At 70.3% G+C, this 17,551-nt stretch carries 12 protein-coding genes and 1 pseudogene; 6 read left to right on the top strand and 7 right to left on the bottom strand.

Annotated features, from left to right (window positions below; translation table 11 throughout):
- Positions 1–117: 117 nt before the first annotated feature.
- Entirely contained in the window at positions 118–591 is a 474-nt protein-coding gene (locus AB0J80_RS11135) for a PH domain-containing protein (RefSeq protein ID WP_364703280.1), read from the bottom strand.
- A gap of 58 nt (positions 592–649) precedes the next feature.
- Positions 650–1,393, bottom strand: a complete 744-nt coding sequence (locus AB0J80_RS11140; protein ID WP_364703282.1) for an oxidoreductase — start codon at positions 1,391–1,393, stop codon at positions 650–652.
- A gap of 211 nt (positions 1,394–1,604) precedes the next feature.
- On the opposite strand from AB0J80_RS11140, the gene acs reads away from it, so the two are divergent.
- The 5 genes from acs to AB0J80_RS11165 all read left to right on the top strand — a co-directional run bounded on the left by acs (position 1,605) and on the right by AB0J80_RS11165 (position 10,416).
- Positions 1,605–3,590, top strand: a complete 1,986-nt coding sequence (acs, locus tag AB0J80_RS11145) for an acetate--CoA ligase (protein ID WP_364703285.1) — start codon at positions 1,605–1,607, stop codon at positions 3,588–3,590.
- A gap of 271 nt (positions 3,591–3,861) precedes the next feature.
- Positions 3,862–6,225 (top strand): immune inhibitor A domain-containing protein, encoded by a 2,364-nt coding sequence (locus AB0J80_RS11150; RefSeq protein WP_364703713.1) that lies wholly within the window; start codon positions 3,862–3,864, stop codon positions 6,223–6,225.
- 186 nt (positions 6,226–6,411) lie between these two features.
- Positions 6,412–8,793: an immune inhibitor A domain-containing protein gene (locus AB0J80_RS11155; protein WP_364703288.1), complete on the top strand. Its 2,382-nt coding sequence runs from the start codon at positions 6,412–6,414 to the stop codon at positions 8,791–8,793.
- Positions 8,794–8,896: 103 nt separating this feature from the next.
- Positions 8,897–9,367 (top strand): hypothetical protein, encoded by a 471-nt coding sequence (locus AB0J80_RS11160; protein ID WP_364703291.1) that lies wholly within the window; start codon positions 8,897–8,899, stop codon positions 9,365–9,367.
- 128 nt (positions 9,368–9,495) lie between these two features.
- Complete coding sequence (locus AB0J80_RS11165; protein WP_364703293.1) at positions 9,496–10,416, top strand: alpha/beta hydrolase; 921 nt, start codon at positions 9,496–9,498, stop codon at positions 10,414–10,416.
- 7 nt (positions 10,417–10,423) lie between these two features.
- On the opposite strand, the gene AB0J80_RS11170 is transcribed toward AB0J80_RS11165, so the two are convergent.
- The 5 genes and pseudogenes from AB0J80_RS11170 to AB0J80_RS11190 form a co-directional block, all read right to left on the bottom strand.
- Complete coding sequence (locus AB0J80_RS11170) at positions 10,424–10,786, bottom strand: hypothetical protein (RefSeq protein WP_364703295.1); 363 nt, start codon at positions 10,784–10,786, stop codon at positions 10,424–10,426.
- 627 nt (positions 10,787–11,413) lie between these two features.
- Positions 11,414–14,164: pseudogene (locus AB0J80_RS11175) on the bottom strand (SseB family protein); the annotation flags it as partial.
- Between the two features lie 401 nt (positions 14,165–14,565).
- On the bottom strand, positions 14,566–14,862 hold the full coding sequence (locus tag AB0J80_RS11180; protein WP_364703297.1) for a WXG100 family type VII secretion target: 297 nt from the start codon (positions 14,860–14,862) through the stop codon (positions 14,566–14,568).
- Positions 14,863–14,881: 19 nt separating this feature from the next.
- Positions 14,882–15,208 carry a WXG100 family type VII secretion target gene (locus AB0J80_RS11185; RefSeq protein ID WP_364703715.1) on the bottom strand — a complete coding sequence of 109 codons (327 nt, stop codon included), beginning with the start codon at positions 15,206–15,208 and terminating at the stop codon, positions 14,882–14,884.
- A 271-nt stretch (positions 15,209–15,479) separates the two neighbouring features.
- Positions 15,480–15,623 carry a hypothetical protein gene (locus AB0J80_RS11190; protein WP_364703300.1) on the bottom strand — a complete coding sequence of 48 codons (144 nt, stop codon included), beginning with the start codon at positions 15,621–15,623 and terminating at the stop codon, positions 15,480–15,482.
- Positions 15,624–15,728: 105 nt separating this feature from the next.
- Here AB0J80_RS11190 and AB0J80_RS11195 point away from each other — a divergent pair, with 105 nt between their 5' ends.
- Positions 15,729–17,393, top strand: a complete 1,665-nt coding sequence (locus AB0J80_RS11195) for a type VII secretion protein EccE (protein WP_364703302.1) — start codon at positions 15,729–15,731, stop codon at positions 17,391–17,393.
- Positions 17,394–17,551 lie beyond the last annotated feature (158 nt).

Raw genomic sequence — 17,551 nt, forward strand, 5'->3', positions numbered from 1 at the left:
GGCGGGACCCACCGGGGATACCGGCGGGACTGCCGACAACGACCCAGGTGCACGCTTGATAACCCGGTCGGACGCGCAAGCGGCGGCGCCTCATCAGTGAGGCGCCGTCCTTACTGTCTAGACCGTCGCGGCCAGGTGCCGGTTGCGCAGCTCGTGGTAGACCTCGCGGAAGACGTGCGGCCGCCGGTGGAAGTCGACGCCCTGCGCCCACAGCTCGGTGTTGACCATGGACCCGTCGCGGCGCTCGATCAGCACGGTCATGCCGCCCTGGATCTCCCAGCGACCGATCTTGTTGGTGTGCCGGTGCAGGCGGACGTGGGCGATCTCCTCCCAGCGCAGCGTGCGGGAGCGCAGCAGCCCCCGGATGCGCAGCGCGCCCGGGCTGACGTACACGCCCATCTCGAGGATGCGCCAGCCGCCGACCACCCAGACCACCGCCATCAGGACGGCCAGGATGCGTACGCCGACGCCCGTCAGCTCGAAGAGCCCGATGCTCGCCCAGCCCAGCAGCCCGAATGCCACCGCCTCCCACCCGATGACCAGCCACCGGCCGGTTCCGGGCGAGTAGGGGCGAACCCAGTCGTCTCCCACGGGCACGAGTATGCCAACCGACCCAGGGACAAAAGGTGCTTTTTGCGCGACCGCGGCGTCATTTGCCTGAAGGTGCCAGCACCTCATCGGCCACCCGAACCAACTCTTCCGCGCCGGCCGTAACCGCCGCGGCGTAGTGCCGCAGCCAGGACCTGACGCCGTCGGGCGTCCCGGTGGCGTAGGCGCCGGCCGAGCCGACGTACTCGGGCTCGCGGGCGAGGTGGCCCTGCTCGACCCCGACCAGGCCGCGGATGTCGAAGCCGCGCGCGATCAAGGTGAGGCGGGCGGCGGCGCGGGCCACGACGCCCGCCGGCCCGGCGAACGGGCGGAGGGCCAGCAGCTCGGCATGCACGATGGCCGCCAGCAGCAGCGGCGGCGTCCGCTCGTTGCCGGCCACCAGTCCGGCGAGCGCGTCGATCCGCTCGGCCCCGGACACCAGCCGGCCGAGCTCACCGTCGGCGACGGCGCCGCGCGCCGCCAGCACGTGCAGCCGGGCCAGAACCTGCCGGGGGGCCCGGGGCCACAGGTCCGTCAGGCCGTCGAGTGCCTCGGAGACCCGCAGCGCACCCTGCACGACCGGATCGGTGACGGTGCCCGCGCGCACCTCGGCGACGTCGTGCCGGTGGTCCTCGAGGGCCGCGCTCGCGACCGCCGCGTGCAGGCCGATCTCGGCCGCTACCTGACCGCCGTTGCGCCGCAGAGCCCGGTGCCGCAGCGCGGCGTCCACGGCGGCACGCGCGTCGGTGAAAGCAGGCTCGACGTCGGCGAGGGCGAGCAGCGGGGCCAGGGGATCGTTCGTCACGCGCCTAACTTAGCCGGAAAAAGACACGAAACATGGGCTGCACGAACCGGCTCGGAAGTGGCAAGATTCGCGCAGTACCGATCACGTTCTGCCCGATCGGCGCGCACGCCGTGCCACTCGGCGCGAGACGCCTGCAGCTCTCGCCCGCCGCGCCGGGGCGGAACTAGTGTTCACCACAAGAGAGACCGGTCACGGCAGAGGAGCCGCCCTCATGAGTGAGACGCTGGAGAACCTGTATTCGGAGACGCGGCAGTTCCCGCCGCCGGCCGAGCTCGCCGCCGCGGCGAACGTCAAGGCCGAGGCGTACGAGCAGGCCGGCGCCGACCGCCTGGCGTACTGGGAGGAACAGGCCCGGCGGCTCACCTGGGCCAAGCCGTGGGACCAGGTGCTGGACTGGTCCAACGCGCCGTTCGCCAAGTGGTTCGTCGGCGGCGAGCTGAACATCGCGTACAACTGCGTCGACCGGCACGTCGAGGCCGGCCACGGCGACAAGGTCGCGATCCACTGGGAGGGCGAGCCCGGCGACACCCGCACGATCACCTACGCCGACCTGCTGCGCAGCGTCAGCCAGGCGGCGAACACGCTGACCGAGCTGGGCGTCACGGCCGGCGACCGGGTCGCGATCTACCTGCCGATGATCCCCGAGGCCGCGGTCGCGATGCTGGCCTGCGCCCGGATCGGCGCCCTGCACAGCGTGGTCTTCGGCGGCTTCTCGGTCGACGCACTGGCCACCCGCATCCAGGACGCGGACTGCAAGGTGGTCATCACCGCGGACGGCGGCTACCGCCGGGGCAAGCCGTCCGCCCTCAAGCCGACCGTCGACGAGGCCGTCGCGCAGTGCCCGAGCATCGAGCATGTGCTGGTCGTCCGCCGCACCGGTGAGGACGTCGCCTGGAGCGACAAGGACCTGTGGTGGCACGAGACGGTCGAGCAGGCGAGCGACAAGCACGAGCCGAAGGCCTTCGACTCCGAGCACCCGCTGTTCATCCTCTACACCTCCGGCACGACCGGTAAGCCCAAGGGCATCCTGCACACCACCGGCGGCTACCTCACCCAGACGTCGTACACGCACCACGCCGTGTTCGACCTCAAGCCGGAGACCGACGTCTACTGGTGCACCGCCGACATCGGCTGGGTCACCGGGCACTCGTACATCGTCTACGGTCCGCTCTCCAACGGTGCCACCCAGGTCATGTACGAGGGCACGCCGGACACCCCGCACAAGGGCCGGTTCTGGGACATCGTCGACAAGTACAAAGTGACGATCCTCTACACCGCCCCCACGCTCATCCGCACGATGATGAAGTGGGGCGACGACATCCCGGCCAAGTACGACCTGTCCTCGCTGCGCCTCCTCGGCAGCGTGGGCGAGCCGATCAACCCCGAGGCCTGGATGTGGTACCGCGCGAACGTCGGCCGCGAGAACGCCCCGATCGTGGACACGTGGTGGCAGACCGAGACCGGCGCGATCATGATCTCTCCGCTGCCCGGCGTGACCAGCACCAAGCCCGGGTCCGCGATGACCCCGCTGCCCGGCATCTCGGCGGACGTGGTCGACGACGCGGCGCAGTCGGTGCCGGACGGTGGCGGCGGTTTCCTCGTGCTGCGCGAGCCGTGGCCGTCGATGCTGCGCACGATCTGGGGTGACGACCAGCGCTTCATCGACACGTACTGGTCCCGCTTCGGCAAGGGCGCCGGCTCCGGCGACGAGTGGGTCTACTTCGCGGGCGACGGCGCGAAGAAGGACGAGGACGGCGCGCTCTGGCTGCTCGGCCGCGTCGACGACGTGATGCTGGTGTCCGGGCACAACATCTCCACCACCGAGGTCGAGTCGGCGCTGGTGTCGCACCCGTCGGTGGCCGAGGCGGCCGTGGTCGGCGCGACCGACCCGACCACCGGTCAGGCGATCGTGGCCTTCACCATCCCGCGTGGCAATGTGGACACTTCGGGCGAGGCGGGCGAGAAGCTCATCCAGGAGCTGCGCGCCCACGTGGCGAAGAAGCTCGGCCCCATCGCGAAGCCTCGGCAGATCATGCTCGTGGCCGAGCTGCCCAAGACCCGCTCCGGCAAGATCATGCGGCGGCTGCTCAAGGACGTGGCCGAGAACCGGTCGCTGGGCGACGTCACGACACTGCAGGACTCCACGGTGATGGACCTGATCTCCTCCGGAATGCAGGCGGCCAAGTCCGAAGACTGAGATAATCGTCTATGAATGGCGGCAGATCTGCGATCGTCAGATCTGCCGCTGTTTCGTGTGGACGGTCCAATTTCTACCATTTGCCGGTCCTCGCATTATGCCTCATCCATAATGCGTAACCATCCCCGAACAATCCGTGTAGCCCCTTCCAAGACATCGGCGACTTTGCATACCTTCACTGGAGCTCCGAATCCGGGGCGGTTTCACCGCTGTCGCTGTACCCCAGCGCGCGGTCATGCCAACGGAGGTATACGTAGTGCGCAAGGTGGTCGTGGGACTGCTCGGCGCCGCGATGGTCACCAGTGTCGGGATCTCCGTCCCGGCCACGGCCCTCGCAGCACCGCCGGTCGACCCAACGCCGGCGGCCAAGGCCGGCATGACTCAGGTGGACGACCTGCCCAACCCGCTCGAGGACAAGCGCCGCGCTCTGCGCGAGCAGGCTGTCGCCGACGTGGTCAGTGGCAAGGCGAAGGCGATAAAGCGGAACGGCAGCACGGTCGTCAAGGTCGGCCGTACGCAGGGCTCGGGCGTGACCAACCGCAAGGTGGCCAAGTCCGGCACGGACCAGTACGTCGAGCTCGGCCGTGAGCGGACCGACCGGATCTTCGTGATCCTGGCCGAGTTCGGCAACGACCGGCACCCGAGCTACCCCGACGTCGACAGCGACCCGGCGACGCCCGGCCCGACGACGTGGGACGGCCCGCTGCACAACAAGATCCCGGCCCCCGACCGCTCGAAGGACAACTCGACGGTCTGGCAGCCGGACTACAACGCCGAGCACTACCGCGACCTGTACTTCGGTGAAGGCGCCGGCAAGGAGTCGGTGAAGACCTACTTCGAGACCCAGTCGTCCGGACGCTACAGCGTCGACGGGGAGGTCACCGACTGGGTCAAGGTCAACTACAACGAGGCCCGGTACGGCCGCGACTTCTGCGGCAGCCACGTCTGCAACAACACCTGGGCGCTCGTCCGCGACGCCGCGAACCAGTGGGTCGCCGACCAGAAGAAGGCCGGCCGCACCGACGCCCAGATCGCCGCGGACATGAAGTCGTTCGACCAGTACGACCGCTACGACTTCGACAACGACGGCAACTTCAACGAGCCCGACGGCTACATCGACCACTTCCAGATCGTCCACGCCGGCGGCGACCAGGCCGACGGTGACCCGCAGCAGGGTGAGGACGCGATCTGGAGCCACCGCTGGTACGCGTACGGCACCGACCAGGGCCGCACCGGCCCGGCCGGCAACCTGCTCGGCGGCACCCAGATCGGCAGCACCGGCATCTGGATCGGCGACTACACCATCCAGCCGGAGAACGGCGGCCTGAGCGTCTTCGCGCACGAGTACACCCACGACCTGGGCCTGCCGGACGACTACGACACCTCCGGCCTCGGCGACAACAACAACGAGCACTGGACCCTGATGGCCCAGAGCCGGCTCAGCGCGGCCGGCGATCAGGGCATCGGCACCCGGCCCGGCGACCTCGGCGCCTGGAACAAGCTCCAGCTCAACTGGCTCGACTACGAGACCGTCGTCGCCGGCCAGCAGAAGACGCTGAACCTCGGCCCGCAGGAGTACAACACGGCCAAGGCGCAGGGTGTCGTGGTGGTGCTGCCCGACAAGGAGGTCACCACCGACCTGGGCGCGCCGTTCGCGGGTGAGGGCCAGTTCTTCTCCGGCAACGCGGACGACCTGAACAACTCGATGGCGCACGACATCGACCTGACCGGCAAGACCACCGCGGCGGTCACGCTCAAGGGCCGGTACGACATCGAGCAGGACTACGACTACCTGTACTTCGAGGCGTCGACAGACAACGGCGCCACCTGGACGCGCCTCGACGGCACGCTGAACGGTGCGGCGTTCCCGCGGGACGCCAGCAACACGCCGGCTCTGACCGGCAGCACCGGTGGCGCGTGGGCGGACATCGCCGTGCCGCTGAACGCGTACGCGGGCAAGAAGATCACGTTCCGTCTGCACTACCTGACCGATGGCGGCGTGGCCGAGGGCGGCTTCTTCGGTGACGACGTGACCATCACCGCGGACGGCGCAACCGTGCTGGCCGACGGCGCCGAGGGCGACACCTCGTGGCAGCTGAACGGCTTCTCGATCGTCGGGGCCACCTCGACCGAGGAGTTCGACAACTTCTACATCGCCGGCCACCGCAGCTACGTGTCGTACGACCAGTACCTGAAGACGGGCCCGTACTTCTTCGGCTACCTGCCGGCGCTGCCCGACAAGGTGGACCACTACTCCTACCAGGAGGGTCTGCTCATCTCGTACTGGGACACCTCGCAGGTCGACAACAACACCAACGTGCACCCGGGTACGGGCCGCAACCTGTACATCGACGCGCACCCGGCGCCGTTCTACAACCTGGAAGGGCTGCCGTGGCGGGCCCGCATCCAGGTGTACGACGCCCCGTTCAGCCTGAAGAAGGCGGATTCGTTCACCCTGCACATCAACGGCAAGCCCAGCTACATCCGGGGCCAGGCCGCGCAGCCGCTGTTCGACGACACCAAGAAGTTCTTCTACGACGAGCTGCCGAACCACGGCGTCAAGCTCCCGGCGGTCGGTGTCAAGATCAAGGTGGTCGACGTGAACGGCACCTCGATGAAGATCCGCATCAGCTGATCTCGGACATAAGGAACGGCGCTCGGGAAATCTCCCGGGCGCCGTTTCGTTTCGGATAAAGAATTCGTTGCGAAGACTTCCACGCATCTCACTTTTTGCATACGTTCACTGCGGCCTTGATCACAAGGTTGATGCACGCCGATCCGCTGTGACCCAGCGTGTCGGGCATGTCGACGGAGGTACGTAGTGCGAAAAGTAGTCGTGGGACTACTCGGCGCCGCGATGGTCACCGGTGTCGGGATTTCGCTCCCGACCGTGGCCCAGGCGGCGCCTCCGGTGGAGCCGACCGCGGCCAGCAAGCGGACCGCGATGGACGACCTTCCCAACCCGGTCGAGGACAAGCGTCGCGAGCTGCGCGAGGAGGCCATCAACGGCGTCCTCAAGGGCGAGATCAAGACGCAGGAGCGCGGCGGCAGCACCGTTGCGAAGGTGGGCAAGACCCGCGGCGGCGGCCTGAACGACCGCACGGTCAAGGCGGCCGGCCAGGACCAGTACGTCGAGCTCAGCAACGAGCGCACCGACAAGATCTTCGTGATCCTGGCGGAGTTCGGTAACCAGCGGCACCCGAACTACCCGGACGTCGACAGCGACCCGGCTACGCCGGGCCCCACCACGTTCGAGGGCCCGCTGCACAACAAGATCCCGGCTCCGGACCGGTCCAAGGACAACACCACCGTCTGGCAGGCGGACTACAACAAGAAGCACTACGAGGACCTGTACTTCGGCGAGGGCAAGGGCGTCGAGTCGCTCAAGACCTACTACGAGACCCAGTCCTCCGGTCGTTACAGCGTCGACGGTGAGGTCTCCGACTGGGTCAAGGTGCCCTACAACGAGGCCCGCTACGGTCGCGACTGCGACGTCAACGGCACCTGCACCGACACGAACGCCTGGGCCCTGGTCCGCGACGCCGTCAACCAGTGGGTGGCGGAGCGCAAGGCCGCCGGCCGCACCGACGCGCAGATCGCCGCGGAGGTCAAGGAGTTCGACCAGTGGGACCGCAACGACTACGACGGTGACGGCGACTTCAACGAGCCGGACGGCTACATCGACCACTTCCAGATCGTCCACGCCGGCGGCGACCAGTCCGACGGTGACCCGCAGCAGGGTGAGGACGCCATCTGGGCGCACCGCTGGAACGCCTTCCTGAACACGGTCGGCGTCGACGGCCCCTCGTACAACAAGTACGGCGGCACCCAGATCGGCAACACCGGCGTCTGGATCTCCGACTACACGATGCAGCCGGAGAACGGCGGCCTGAGCGTGTTCGCGCACGAGTACGGCCACGACCTCGGCCTGCCCGACGACTACGACACCAGCGGCGGCACGAACAACAACAGCGAGTACTGGACGCTGATGGCCCAGAGCCGTCTCTCCGGCGCGGGCGAGCCCCTCGGCACGCGCCCCGGTGACCTCGGCGCCTGGAACAAGCTGCAGCTCGGCTGGCTCGACTACGAGACCGTCGTCGCGGGTCAGAAGAAGACCCTCGAGCTCGGCCCGCAGGAGTACAACACGGCCAAGGCGCAGGGCGTCGTCGTGGTGCTCCCGGACAAGAAGGTCACCACCGACCTGGGCGCGGCGTTCGCCGGCACCAAGCAGTACTTCTCCGGCAACGCGGACGGCCTCAACAACAGCCTGACCAAGACGGTCGACCTGACGGGCGCCACCGCCGGCTCCCTGGACCTGAAGGGCCGCTACTCGATCGAAGAGGGTTACGACTACCTCTACTTCGAGGTCTCGACGGATGAGGGCAAGAACTGGACCGCGGTCGACGGCACCATCGACGGCGCCCCGCTCGGCAAGGACGGCGGCGAGCCCGGCCGTCCGGCCATCACCGGCACCAGCGGCGGCGCGTGGAAGGACATCCACATCCCGCTCGACGCGTACGCGGGCAAGAAGGTGCAGGTCCGCCTGCACTACCTGACCGACGGCGGCGTCTCCGCGGGCGGCTTCTTCGGCGACGACCTGACCGTCAAGGTCGGCAACACCGTCGTCTCCACCGACGGCGCCGAGGGCACCCCGGAGTGGACGGCCGCGGGCTTCGTCACCATCGGCCAGACCACGACCGCCGACTTCGACAACTTCTACATCGCCGGCAACCGCAGCTACGTGTCCTACGACAAGTACCTGAAGACCGGCCCGTACAACATCGGCTGGGCGAGCACCAAGCCGGACTGGGCCGAGCACTTCTCGTACCAGCAGGGCCTGCTGATCTCGTACAACGACCAGTCGGTGGCGGACAACAACGTCAACGTGCACCCCGGCTCCGGCCGTAACCTGATCATCGACAGCCACCCGGCGCCGATCTACAACCTGGAAGGCGCCCCCTGGCGGGCCCGCGTCCAGCTGTACGACGCCCCGTTCAGCCTGAACAAGGCCGACTCGTTCACGCTGCACATCGACGGCAAGGCCAGCTACGTCCGTGGCCAGGCCGCGCAGTCCACGTTCGACGACACCAAGAAGTACTTCTACGACGAGATCCCGTGGAACGGCGTCAAGCTGCCGGCCGTCGGGGTCAAGATCAAGGTTGTGTCGCAGAACGGCACCTCGATGAAGATCAAGATTTCCTGACCCTCGCATCACCAGACGCCCGGGGACCCGCGGTCCCCGGGCGTCGCCCTTTGGGGAACCAATCACGCTCGGCCCGGGTCTCACTCACCGGAGGTGCAACACCATGTCCCTTTACCGTACGGCCGCAGTCACGTCCCTGGTCCTCGGGTTTCTGACCGCCTGTTCCACCCCGGCCGCGGACGACGGCAACTCCGTGCCCCCCTCGCCCAGCGTCGCCCCCTCGGCAACCGCCCCCACCATCGTCGCCACCCCCACGTCCGCCGCGGCCACTCCCCCCAACTCGGTGGGCACCGGAGCGCCCCCCGGCGCGAAGAAGCCGAGCGGCATCCCGAAGACCCCGACCGACGTGGTGGCGAGCCCCGGCTGGACCGACGGCTTCATCACCCGCGGCGGAAGCGGCCCCTGCTACGGCTTCGCCGACTGGGACGGCAAGCCGTACGCGGTCTACTCCCCGGTGGGCACCCAGCTGAGGAAGGGCGACCACATCCGGGCCCGCTTCGTCCCCAACAAGCTGCGCATCAACTGCGGCGACGGCGCCCAGGTCGTCATGGAGGCCTTCGAGAAGGTCCGCTGACCGGTCGTGCCTTTCTACCCGGCCGCGTACTGGGCGAGGTTGACCTGTCGGGCAGGGCCGTGGCCCTCGGGTGCGGCCCTGTTGACCGGAATATCCCGGCCTGGCCGGGTGCCCGTACCCTGGTCCGCATGAGTTCGCAGGTGGACGAGGCGTGCGTCCTGACGGAGGGCCCCTGGTCCCACCGTTTCGTCGGCGCCAACGGCAGCCGGTTCCACGTGGTCGAGGCGGGCACCGGGCCGCTCGTGCTGCTGCTGCACGGCTTCCCGGAGTTCTGGTGGGCGTGGCACGACATGCTGCCCCGGATCGCGGACGCGGGGTTCCGTGCCGTCGCGATCGACCTGCGTGGCTACGGTGCCAGCGACAAGCCGCCGCGGGGCTACGACGGCTACACCATGGCGGCCGACGTCACCGGCCTGATCCGTGCCCTCGGCGAACGCTCCGCGATGATCGTCGGGACCGGCGCGGGCGGCATGATCGGCTGGACCGCCGCGGCGTTCCACCCCAAGATGGTCAGCCGCCTCGTGGTGCTGGGCGCGGCCCATCCGCTGCGCCTGCGGGCGGCGCTCTTCGCCGACCCCCGGGGCCAGATCGCGGCGACGGCCCCGACCCTCAAGTTCCAGGTTCCCCGCTACGAGCACGTGCTCACCAAGGACGACGCCGCGGTGGTCGGCGAGCTCATCGAGCGGTGGAGCGGCCCGGCGTGGCAGCAGACCCCGGAATACCCCGAGTACGCCGCCCGCTGCCGGGAAGCGCTCCAGATCCCGCAGGCTGCATTCTGTGCGCTGGAGGCATACCGCTGGGTGTTCCGTTCCGCGCTACGCCTGCAGGGGTACCGCTTCGTGAAGCTCATGCAGCACCCGCTCACCACCCCGACCCTGCAGATGCACGGAGCCCTGGACACCGCGGTCCTGGCCCGCACGGCCCAGGGCTCGGGACGCTATGTGACCGCGCCGTACGAGTGGCGCCTCATCGAGGACGCGGGCCACTTCCTGCACCAGGAGGCACCGGACGTCGTGACCGGCGAGATCCTCCGCTGGCTGAAGGCCTGACGCCGGCTCAGACCCGGTGCTCGTACAGTTCGGTCACCTCGTTGGCCGGCGCCCAGCCCTGGTACACCCCGAAGTCGAACTCCTCCAGCCCGAGCGACTGCGCCACCGGAGCCCGGCCGCCCGTGTACTCCACCCGCAGCCAGTTGTCGGCCTCGGCGAGCACGATGAACGGCTGACCGCGCCACGAGCAGGTGGTGCGGACGTACACGAGGTCGCTGAACTCCCCGGGCCGCAGCACCCGCACGTAGCGCCCGGCCCGCACCTCCTCGAAGCCGTCGGCCGGCTCGGGCGCGTAGATCCGCACGTTCTCCCCGTCGGGCGCGGCGTCGTACTCGCGCCCGTGCCAGGTCACGACGTACCCGTCACGCATCGCCGTTCCCTCTCACTCGCCGACCCGACGCCAGACCGGGGCGTCGCAGTCGAAGACGGCGACCAGGCTCTCATGCCCGTCCTCGCCGAGACGCCACAGCTGAGCACCGTGCGGCAGCCGCACACTGTCCACCTTGAACTCGGCGATGACGTCCTTGCCCTCACCCGGCGCGAACCCGTTCCCCCGGAACGGCGGGCGCTCGATCACCCACCCGTCCATGGCCCGCAACGCCTGCTCGCTCTGCCCGCCGTACGGAATGCGGTAGAGACTGGGCCGGAAAGCCGGCCACCGGAGCACGAAGGCCTCCTTGGCGTCAGCCTCGTAGGGCGACCCCTCATAGACCAGCCCGAGCGCCGCGAACAGCTCACCGGGACTGCGCAGATGTTCGACCTCGGCGGCCCGGTGCACGAACCCGGCCACCCGGTCGTAACCCCGCTCGAGGTAGTAGTCGACCTGCTCCGCCGGAACCGCCTTCTGCATGGTCGTGGGCTTCGCCTCAGGCTCACCCCGCTGCGGCAACGCCACCGCCCCGGAGCCGACGTCCTCGACCGGGTCCCCACCGAGCCCGGCCTCGATCGCCCAGTTCGCCAGCGCGATGACCTGTGGCCCCGGGTATTTCGCCCCGACCGCGGTCCCCGGATTGACGGCGAACGACCAGGCCGGATCGGGCCAGTTCCGGATCAGCTCCACGAACCGGACCGCAACGGTACGCGCTGGCTCGGCGTAATGGTCACTCAACCGGTCCCGGCTGGTGAAGACTATGAGGAACCGTTCTCCGTCGATCTCCTCGGTCCGGAAAGCGAACCCGGCCTCCCCGGGCGAACTCCCCGGCCGCGAGTTGTCCGCCACAGGCACGAGAACCGTGGCAAGAAGCAGCGTGGAGAGGAACGCATCGGTGCTGTGATCGAGCGTCGCGTGATAGAGGTCGCGCTCCACCTCGTTGGCGGGGATGAAGTCATCCTCATCCACCCCGCCCTGAGGTAGGGCGATCCGCTCGGTCTGCGCCTGCGACGGCGACACCGGAGGCTCGAAGCGCTGCGTGTCCGCGGCGGAGGACTCGCCCGCACCCCCGCCCGAGGCCGGTTGCCCGCCACCGAGCCCGCTCCCCCCGACCGGCCGCGTGGGAAGCCCACTCCCCCCCGACGAAACACCCGGAATCCCCGGGCGCGTCGCCGGCTCCGGCACGACCGTGCGGTTGGCACCACCGGCACCGGGAATCACGGGCGGAGCGATGCTCGACCGCGGACGGGCTCCGGCGGCCGGCGGGCTCCCCGCCGACGCGGTCGCCTCGGCCGACGTGGTTCCCTCCGGCGACTGGTCGGCCCGTGCACCTGCCTCGCCACGCGCGGCCAGAGCTTGCGCGGCCGCCGCCATGCTCGCGGGACGCTCGGAAGCAGGGGTCACCTGGCGGCGCGGGAGACCTCCGGGGGTGGGTTGCTCGCTCGGCGCCGGGCTCTGGGCGGGGTCCTCGCCGGTGGTGGCGCTCTGGTCCTTGCCTGAATCGCTCCCGGGCCGGCCTGCGGCGATGGCGCCCTTGCCCGCCCCGCCGGCTCCCTGGTCGGCGGCGATGGCGCCCTTGCCCGCGCTTGTTGAACTTTCGGCGGCTGTCGTTGCGCCCTGATCGGCCGCGACGGCGCCTCGGCTGGCGGTCGTCGGGCCTTCGATCGGCGCCTTTTCATCCGTGGCGGCGCCTTGGGGGGTAGCCGTCGGGATGTCCGAGGCCGCTTCGTCCGTTGCCTCGGGGGACGGCTCACCGGACTTGCCGGGCGGTGCGATGTGGCTGGGCAGGGGTGGAGTCTGCGCCATCGGCGTGCGGGTCGGCAGCGGGCCATCCGGCCGCTGCAGCGGCGGAAGGCTGGCGCCTGTGCTGTCGCCTTCTCGTGCGCTGCTCTCACTCGCGGGGCGGGCTTCGGCACCGCCTGCCGGGCGGGCTTCGGCACCGCCCGCGGGGCGCGCTTCGGCACCGCTCGCCGGGCGCGCTTCGGCACCGCCGGGTCGGGCGGTGGCGCCGGCGCGGCTGCCCAATGCGTCGAGGGCGCTCGCGCTGCCCGGCGGGACGGCCGCGCCGGACCTGCTTGCGAGCGCGTCCAGCGCACTTCCCGGCGGCACCGCGGAGCCGGGGTGCTGACCGCGCTGAGGCGATCCACTGGGGCCGGCACCACCCGGACCAGGAGGAACGCTCGGTGGAGTGTAGGAGGCGGGCACCTCCGGCCCGGGTCGCGTGAAGCCGCTGAAGGACGAGGAACTGCCCGGCCCGCCGAGCCCCGGAGGCGTCGCCGGCACGCGGGAAGGCAGTCCGCTGGGAAGGACGGCTCCCGGCGTACGCATCGGAAGCCCACCCGGGCCGATCGGCGGGGATTCGGGCTGGCCGGTGCGCTCCGGGTCGCTGTTCGAGCCGTACCGGCCGGCTGTCGCACTGCTGGCCGCTACCGCGCCGGGATTCGCCGGAACGCCGCTGGAAGGCGCCGACTGAGTCGCTTCCGAGCTCTGCCCAGCGGTGCCCCGCCCGTACTGGCCCGCGCCGTGGCCGCCCGCGCCCTGGTCACCGTCGCCCGAAGCTTGTCCACGGACCGCCGAGCCGCCGGCCCCATACACGCCGCCGGCCGAACCACTCGCGCTGTACGCGCCGCCGGCTGCATACGCGCCGCTCGAGTCTTGCTCGCCGTCCGCCGACGTAGCCGCGCCATAAGCACCGGCATCCGGACCACCCGAGCCGTACTCCCCGGCGCCCGGACCACCCGGGCCGTACTTACCGGCGCCCGGACCACCCGGACCGTACTCACCGTTCGCGGAACCGCCTGCGCCCTGGCCACCGGCTTCGGGGACGCCCGCGGACTCCGTACCGGAAACTGGGTCTCCCGAGACGGGCCCGCCGGAATCGGGCGAGGCGTAAGTCTGAGCGGCAGCCGCGTTGGCGGCCATCGCGGCCGCGTGCAGGTCCTTGATCCGGCTGGTCGCGTTGGCGCCGTCACGCGCCGGCCCGCGCTTCGGAAGCCGCAGGTCGCCACGGCTGAGCTGAGCCACGAACCACGCCGGCAGGTAGCCCTCGATCGGCAGCCCGGGATTGACCGCCAGCCACCATTCGAGGTTGGGCCAGGTCTCCGCGAGCTCCGAGTACGCCACCCGCCGCGCCGAGCCCGTGTAATCGGACAAACACGCCTGAAGTGCCGCCGGCGACGTGAACGCGAGCACGTGCGTGCGGCCGCCGGTGCTCCACGTGCCCCACCCCATCGGCGTGAGGCCGGCGAGGGCGTCCGCAGAGACGGGCAAAAGCAGGTCGACGCCGGCGAGAATGCGGAAGTAGGACTCCTGGTCATCGGTGCGCAGGGCGTTGCGCATCGCGACTTCGGCGTCCGTAGCCGGTTCCCACTCGGTCACGTCCACCTCTCCCTTCGCGGCGAACGGGCCACCTCAACGCGTACAACCTACAAGGTCAGGCCCCGATCACAATGGGCGGCTGTATGGATACAGCCAACCAGGCTTCCCCCTCCCACAACAGTCGCGCAACGACACGACGCGATGACGATCAGTAGCGCCGCATCGGGAAGAAGGCGATTGGACACCGGGCGCAGCGACACGATGCGCGGCCGGAAGGTCCTCCCGACGATCCACTACCGGATGGGCGGCCCGAAGAACCTGCCGGCGACTCCCGTCCGCCGCTCCGGGAGCCCGGCCAGCCCGTCCGGACGCCCGTCACCAGACCGCCTACGTCGACAGCTCCCCCGCAACGGCAGCGGCCGGGCACTCCCCAAGGGGAACGCCCGGCCGCACCGTGCAGATCAGCCCGCGAAGCGCTTCTCCGCGTTGCCCTCGGTCGTCGCGTAGTCCTGCGCCGCCTGGTCGACCGCGATCTTGATGTCGCGGAGGATGTTCTTGAGGTCGTTGGACGCCACGGTCCACTTCTGCTGACGCTGGGCGTACGCGTCCTGCGCCTTGCCCTCCCACGTCGCGACCAGCGGGCGCGCGTCGGCCTCGAGCTGGCTCAGCTGCGTCTCGAGCTCGTTCACAGCCTTCTGGATGTCGGCGCCGGCCTGGGCCAGGGCGCCGAAGTTCACGCGGAGCAGTCCGTCGTTCATTGAGTGATCCTCCCCGACGTCAGTTCTCGAGCGGCAGGCTGTAGCCGCCGCCACCGGCCTTGGTCACCGTGCCGGCGGCCGAGCTGTCGGTGTTCTCGTATCCGACGCCCGAGGTCCGGATCGCTTCCGCCGTGTCGGCCAGGGCCTTGTTCAGGTCGGCCAGGTCGCGCTGGTACTGGTGCTTGACCGTGTTGAAGGCGCGCCCACCGGCGCCGACCCACGCGGTCTGCAGCACCGAGAGCTCCGACATGAGCTTGTTGAGCATCGCCGTCAACGAGTTGTTGACCTGTTCGAACTTCGCGGCGGTCTGCGCCATCACCGCGGATTCTGCCTGCGTCTGGGCCACCCCGGACGTCACCCCGCTTCCTCTGTCGTCTGTCGTGCGCCGGGTCCTCAATGGACGGGTCGTGCCTGGTGGACGACGGTCCGGCGCATCGACGTGGCCACCAGGTTAGCCCGTTCCGTCAGACGGCGGGGGGCACCCCTGAGCAGCCGATTGTTCGTTCCAATCGCCGACGGTAACGGTACTTGGGTGGTCAAGGTAGCCCGGATCGTTGACCTGTGGATATCGATGTCGGACTTATCCACAGCCTCCCCCCGCCCCGATCCGCCGCCCCCTACCATGGGTCCCGCACGAAGACGACGGGCACGACCGGAGGGCGGCGCAGGTGACGGCAGAGGTGGCTAGCGGCCGCGGCTTCCCCGAGCTGAGCGGAGCCGGTCAGCGCCTGCCCCAGATCCGGGGCCGACGTGTCCGACATGGACGATTGTTCGGTATTCGCACCGGTCAGCTGGTCAGCACCCAAGTCGCCGCTGTGGCCTTACTTGTGGGCGCCGCCAACGGTCCCTTCGCGCTCGGCGCAGCCGTGTTCTCAGCAATCGTGCTGCTTGCCGCGACATGGCTCCGGCTTCGCGGCAGGTGGGCGTTCGAGTGGCTCGCCACGGCGATGCGCTACACCGGCCGGCGCCATCTCGTGTCGGTTGATGCCCATCCGACTGCTTTGCTGTCATTCGTCGCCCCGGGTTCGCGCGTCGAGCAGACGGAACTCGCCGGAGACCCCGCCGCGATCATCGTCGATGAGCTGGGCCTGACCTCCGTCCTCGAGCTGGGAGACCCGACCGCCCTGCTGGCCGAGGACGCCGGCACCATGCCGTCCCCCGCGGGGCTGCTACCGCCGGCCGGCTCCGAACACCCCCCGTGCCGCATCCAGCTCGTCCTCACGGGCGCCCCCGCACCATCGCTGCGGGCCGGCGGCGGCACGCCCGCGAACTCGTACCGTCAATTGACCGAGGGCCGGCTCCTCTGCCACAGCCGAGCCCACCTGGCCGTGCGCGTTCTGCGCGCCGAGGGCTGGTCGGAGGAGGACCTGCGGCGTGCGCTGTCCGGCCTGGTGCGCAAGCTGGTGCGCCGGCTGGCGCCGACCCCGGCCCGGCCCCTCGGCGAGGCGGCGGCGCTGCGGGTGATCGCCGAGCTTTCCCACGACGACGGCGTCGGCGCCGCCCAGGAGACCTGGCCGGGCCTGCAGGTGGGTGGCATGACCCAGGCCACCTTCCGCCTGCGGCGCTGGCCGGACCTGCGGATCGAGACCTCGCGTCGCATCATCGCCCGCATGCTGGCCCTTCCGGCGGCGGCGACGACGGTCGCGCTGGGTGCCGGGCCACGCTCCTCCACGGGTACGGACACAGCAGCCGACCTCACCATCCGGCTCGCCGCGCCGGACACCACCACGCTGTCGTTCGCGACCCAGGCGCTCCGCAAGCTCCTCGCCGCCGAGCGAGCCACCGCCCGGCGCCTCGACGGCGAGCACCTCGACGGCCTGACCGCGACCCTCCCCCTGGGCATCCCGACGGCACCGGCCGTCCCGGGCCGTCCGGGCCACGACGGCGATCCGGCGGACCAGCTCGACAACCTGGACCTGCCGCTCGGCAACGCGGGCCTGATGATCGGCACGAACCGCCGCGGCGACCCGGTCGTCGCCCGCCTCTTCCGCCCCGAACAGACCCGCGCCCTGCTCGTCGGCGGCGTGCGCTGCGCCCAACTCATGTCACTGCGCGCGATGGCCCTGGGCGCCCGCGTCGTGGTCCAAACGGCACGCCCGCAGGCCTGGGAGCCCTTCGTACGAGGCGCGGCCGTCCCCGGGGAGTCCATCGCGGTCATCCCGCCGGGCCGGGCAGTGGACATTCCCCCGGGTTCGGCCCTGCACCCCCTCCTCGTCGTGGTGGACATCGGCCCGGTCGGCGCGGACAACCGCCCCGGCGCCGGCTGGCAAGCCACCCTCGTCGTCCGCGACGACTTCAGCCCCGCGGACGCCGACGTGGCGTCCCGGGCGGACCTGCTCCTCGTGCAACCCCTGCGCGCGGACGAGGCCCAGCTCGTAGGCGCCACCCTGGGCCTCGGCGAAACGGCCAAGTGGCTGACCCAGATCCGACCGGACATGGTCGGCGTCATCAACCGCCGCGCGGTCCGCTGGGCCGCCCTCTCCCAGACCCCGATCGAAGCCCAACTGATCGGCCCCCCGGTCCGCGGCTGACCCCCCCCCCCCCCGCGGACACCGACCCGCGCCACCCGAGCAGGCACCGACCCGCCCACAAACCCGACCGAGGCGACCAGCCCGCGGCTGACCCACAGGCACCGACCCGCCTCGCAAAACCGACCGGGGCGACCTGTCCGCGCCCACACCACGGCCGA

Source organism: Actinoplanes sp. NPDC049548, assembly GCF_040676695.1.
Lineage (GTDB): Bacteria > Actinomycetota > Actinomycetes > Mycobacteriales > Micromonosporaceae > Actinoplanes.

What these genes read in the sequence shown, in the direction of transcription:
- acs (WP_364703285.1), top strand. Translation starts at nt 1,605, where the DNA reads ATGAGTGAGACGCTGGAGAACCTGTATTCGGAGACGCGGCAGTTCCCG.
- AB0J80_RS11160 (WP_364703291.1), top strand. Translation starts at nt 8,897, where the DNA reads ATGTCCCTTTACCGTACGGCCGCAGTCACGTCCCTGGTCCTCGGGTTT.
- AB0J80_RS11165 (WP_364703293.1), top strand. Translation starts at nt 9,496, where the DNA reads ATGAGTTCGCAGGTGGACGAGGCGTGCGTCCTGACGGAGGGCCCCTGG.
- AB0J80_RS11170 (WP_364703295.1), bottom strand. Translation starts at nt 10,786, where the DNA reads ATGCGTGACGGGTACGTCGTGACCTGGCACGGGCGCGAGTACGACGCC.
- AB0J80_RS11180 (WP_364703297.1), bottom strand. Translation starts at nt 14,862, where the DNA reads ATGAACGACGGACTGCTCCGCGTGAACTTCGGCGCCCTGGCCCAGGCC.
- AB0J80_RS11190 (WP_364703300.1), bottom strand. Translation starts at nt 15,623, where the DNA reads ATGTCGGACACGTCGGCCCCGGATCTGGGGCAGGCGCTGACCGGCTCC.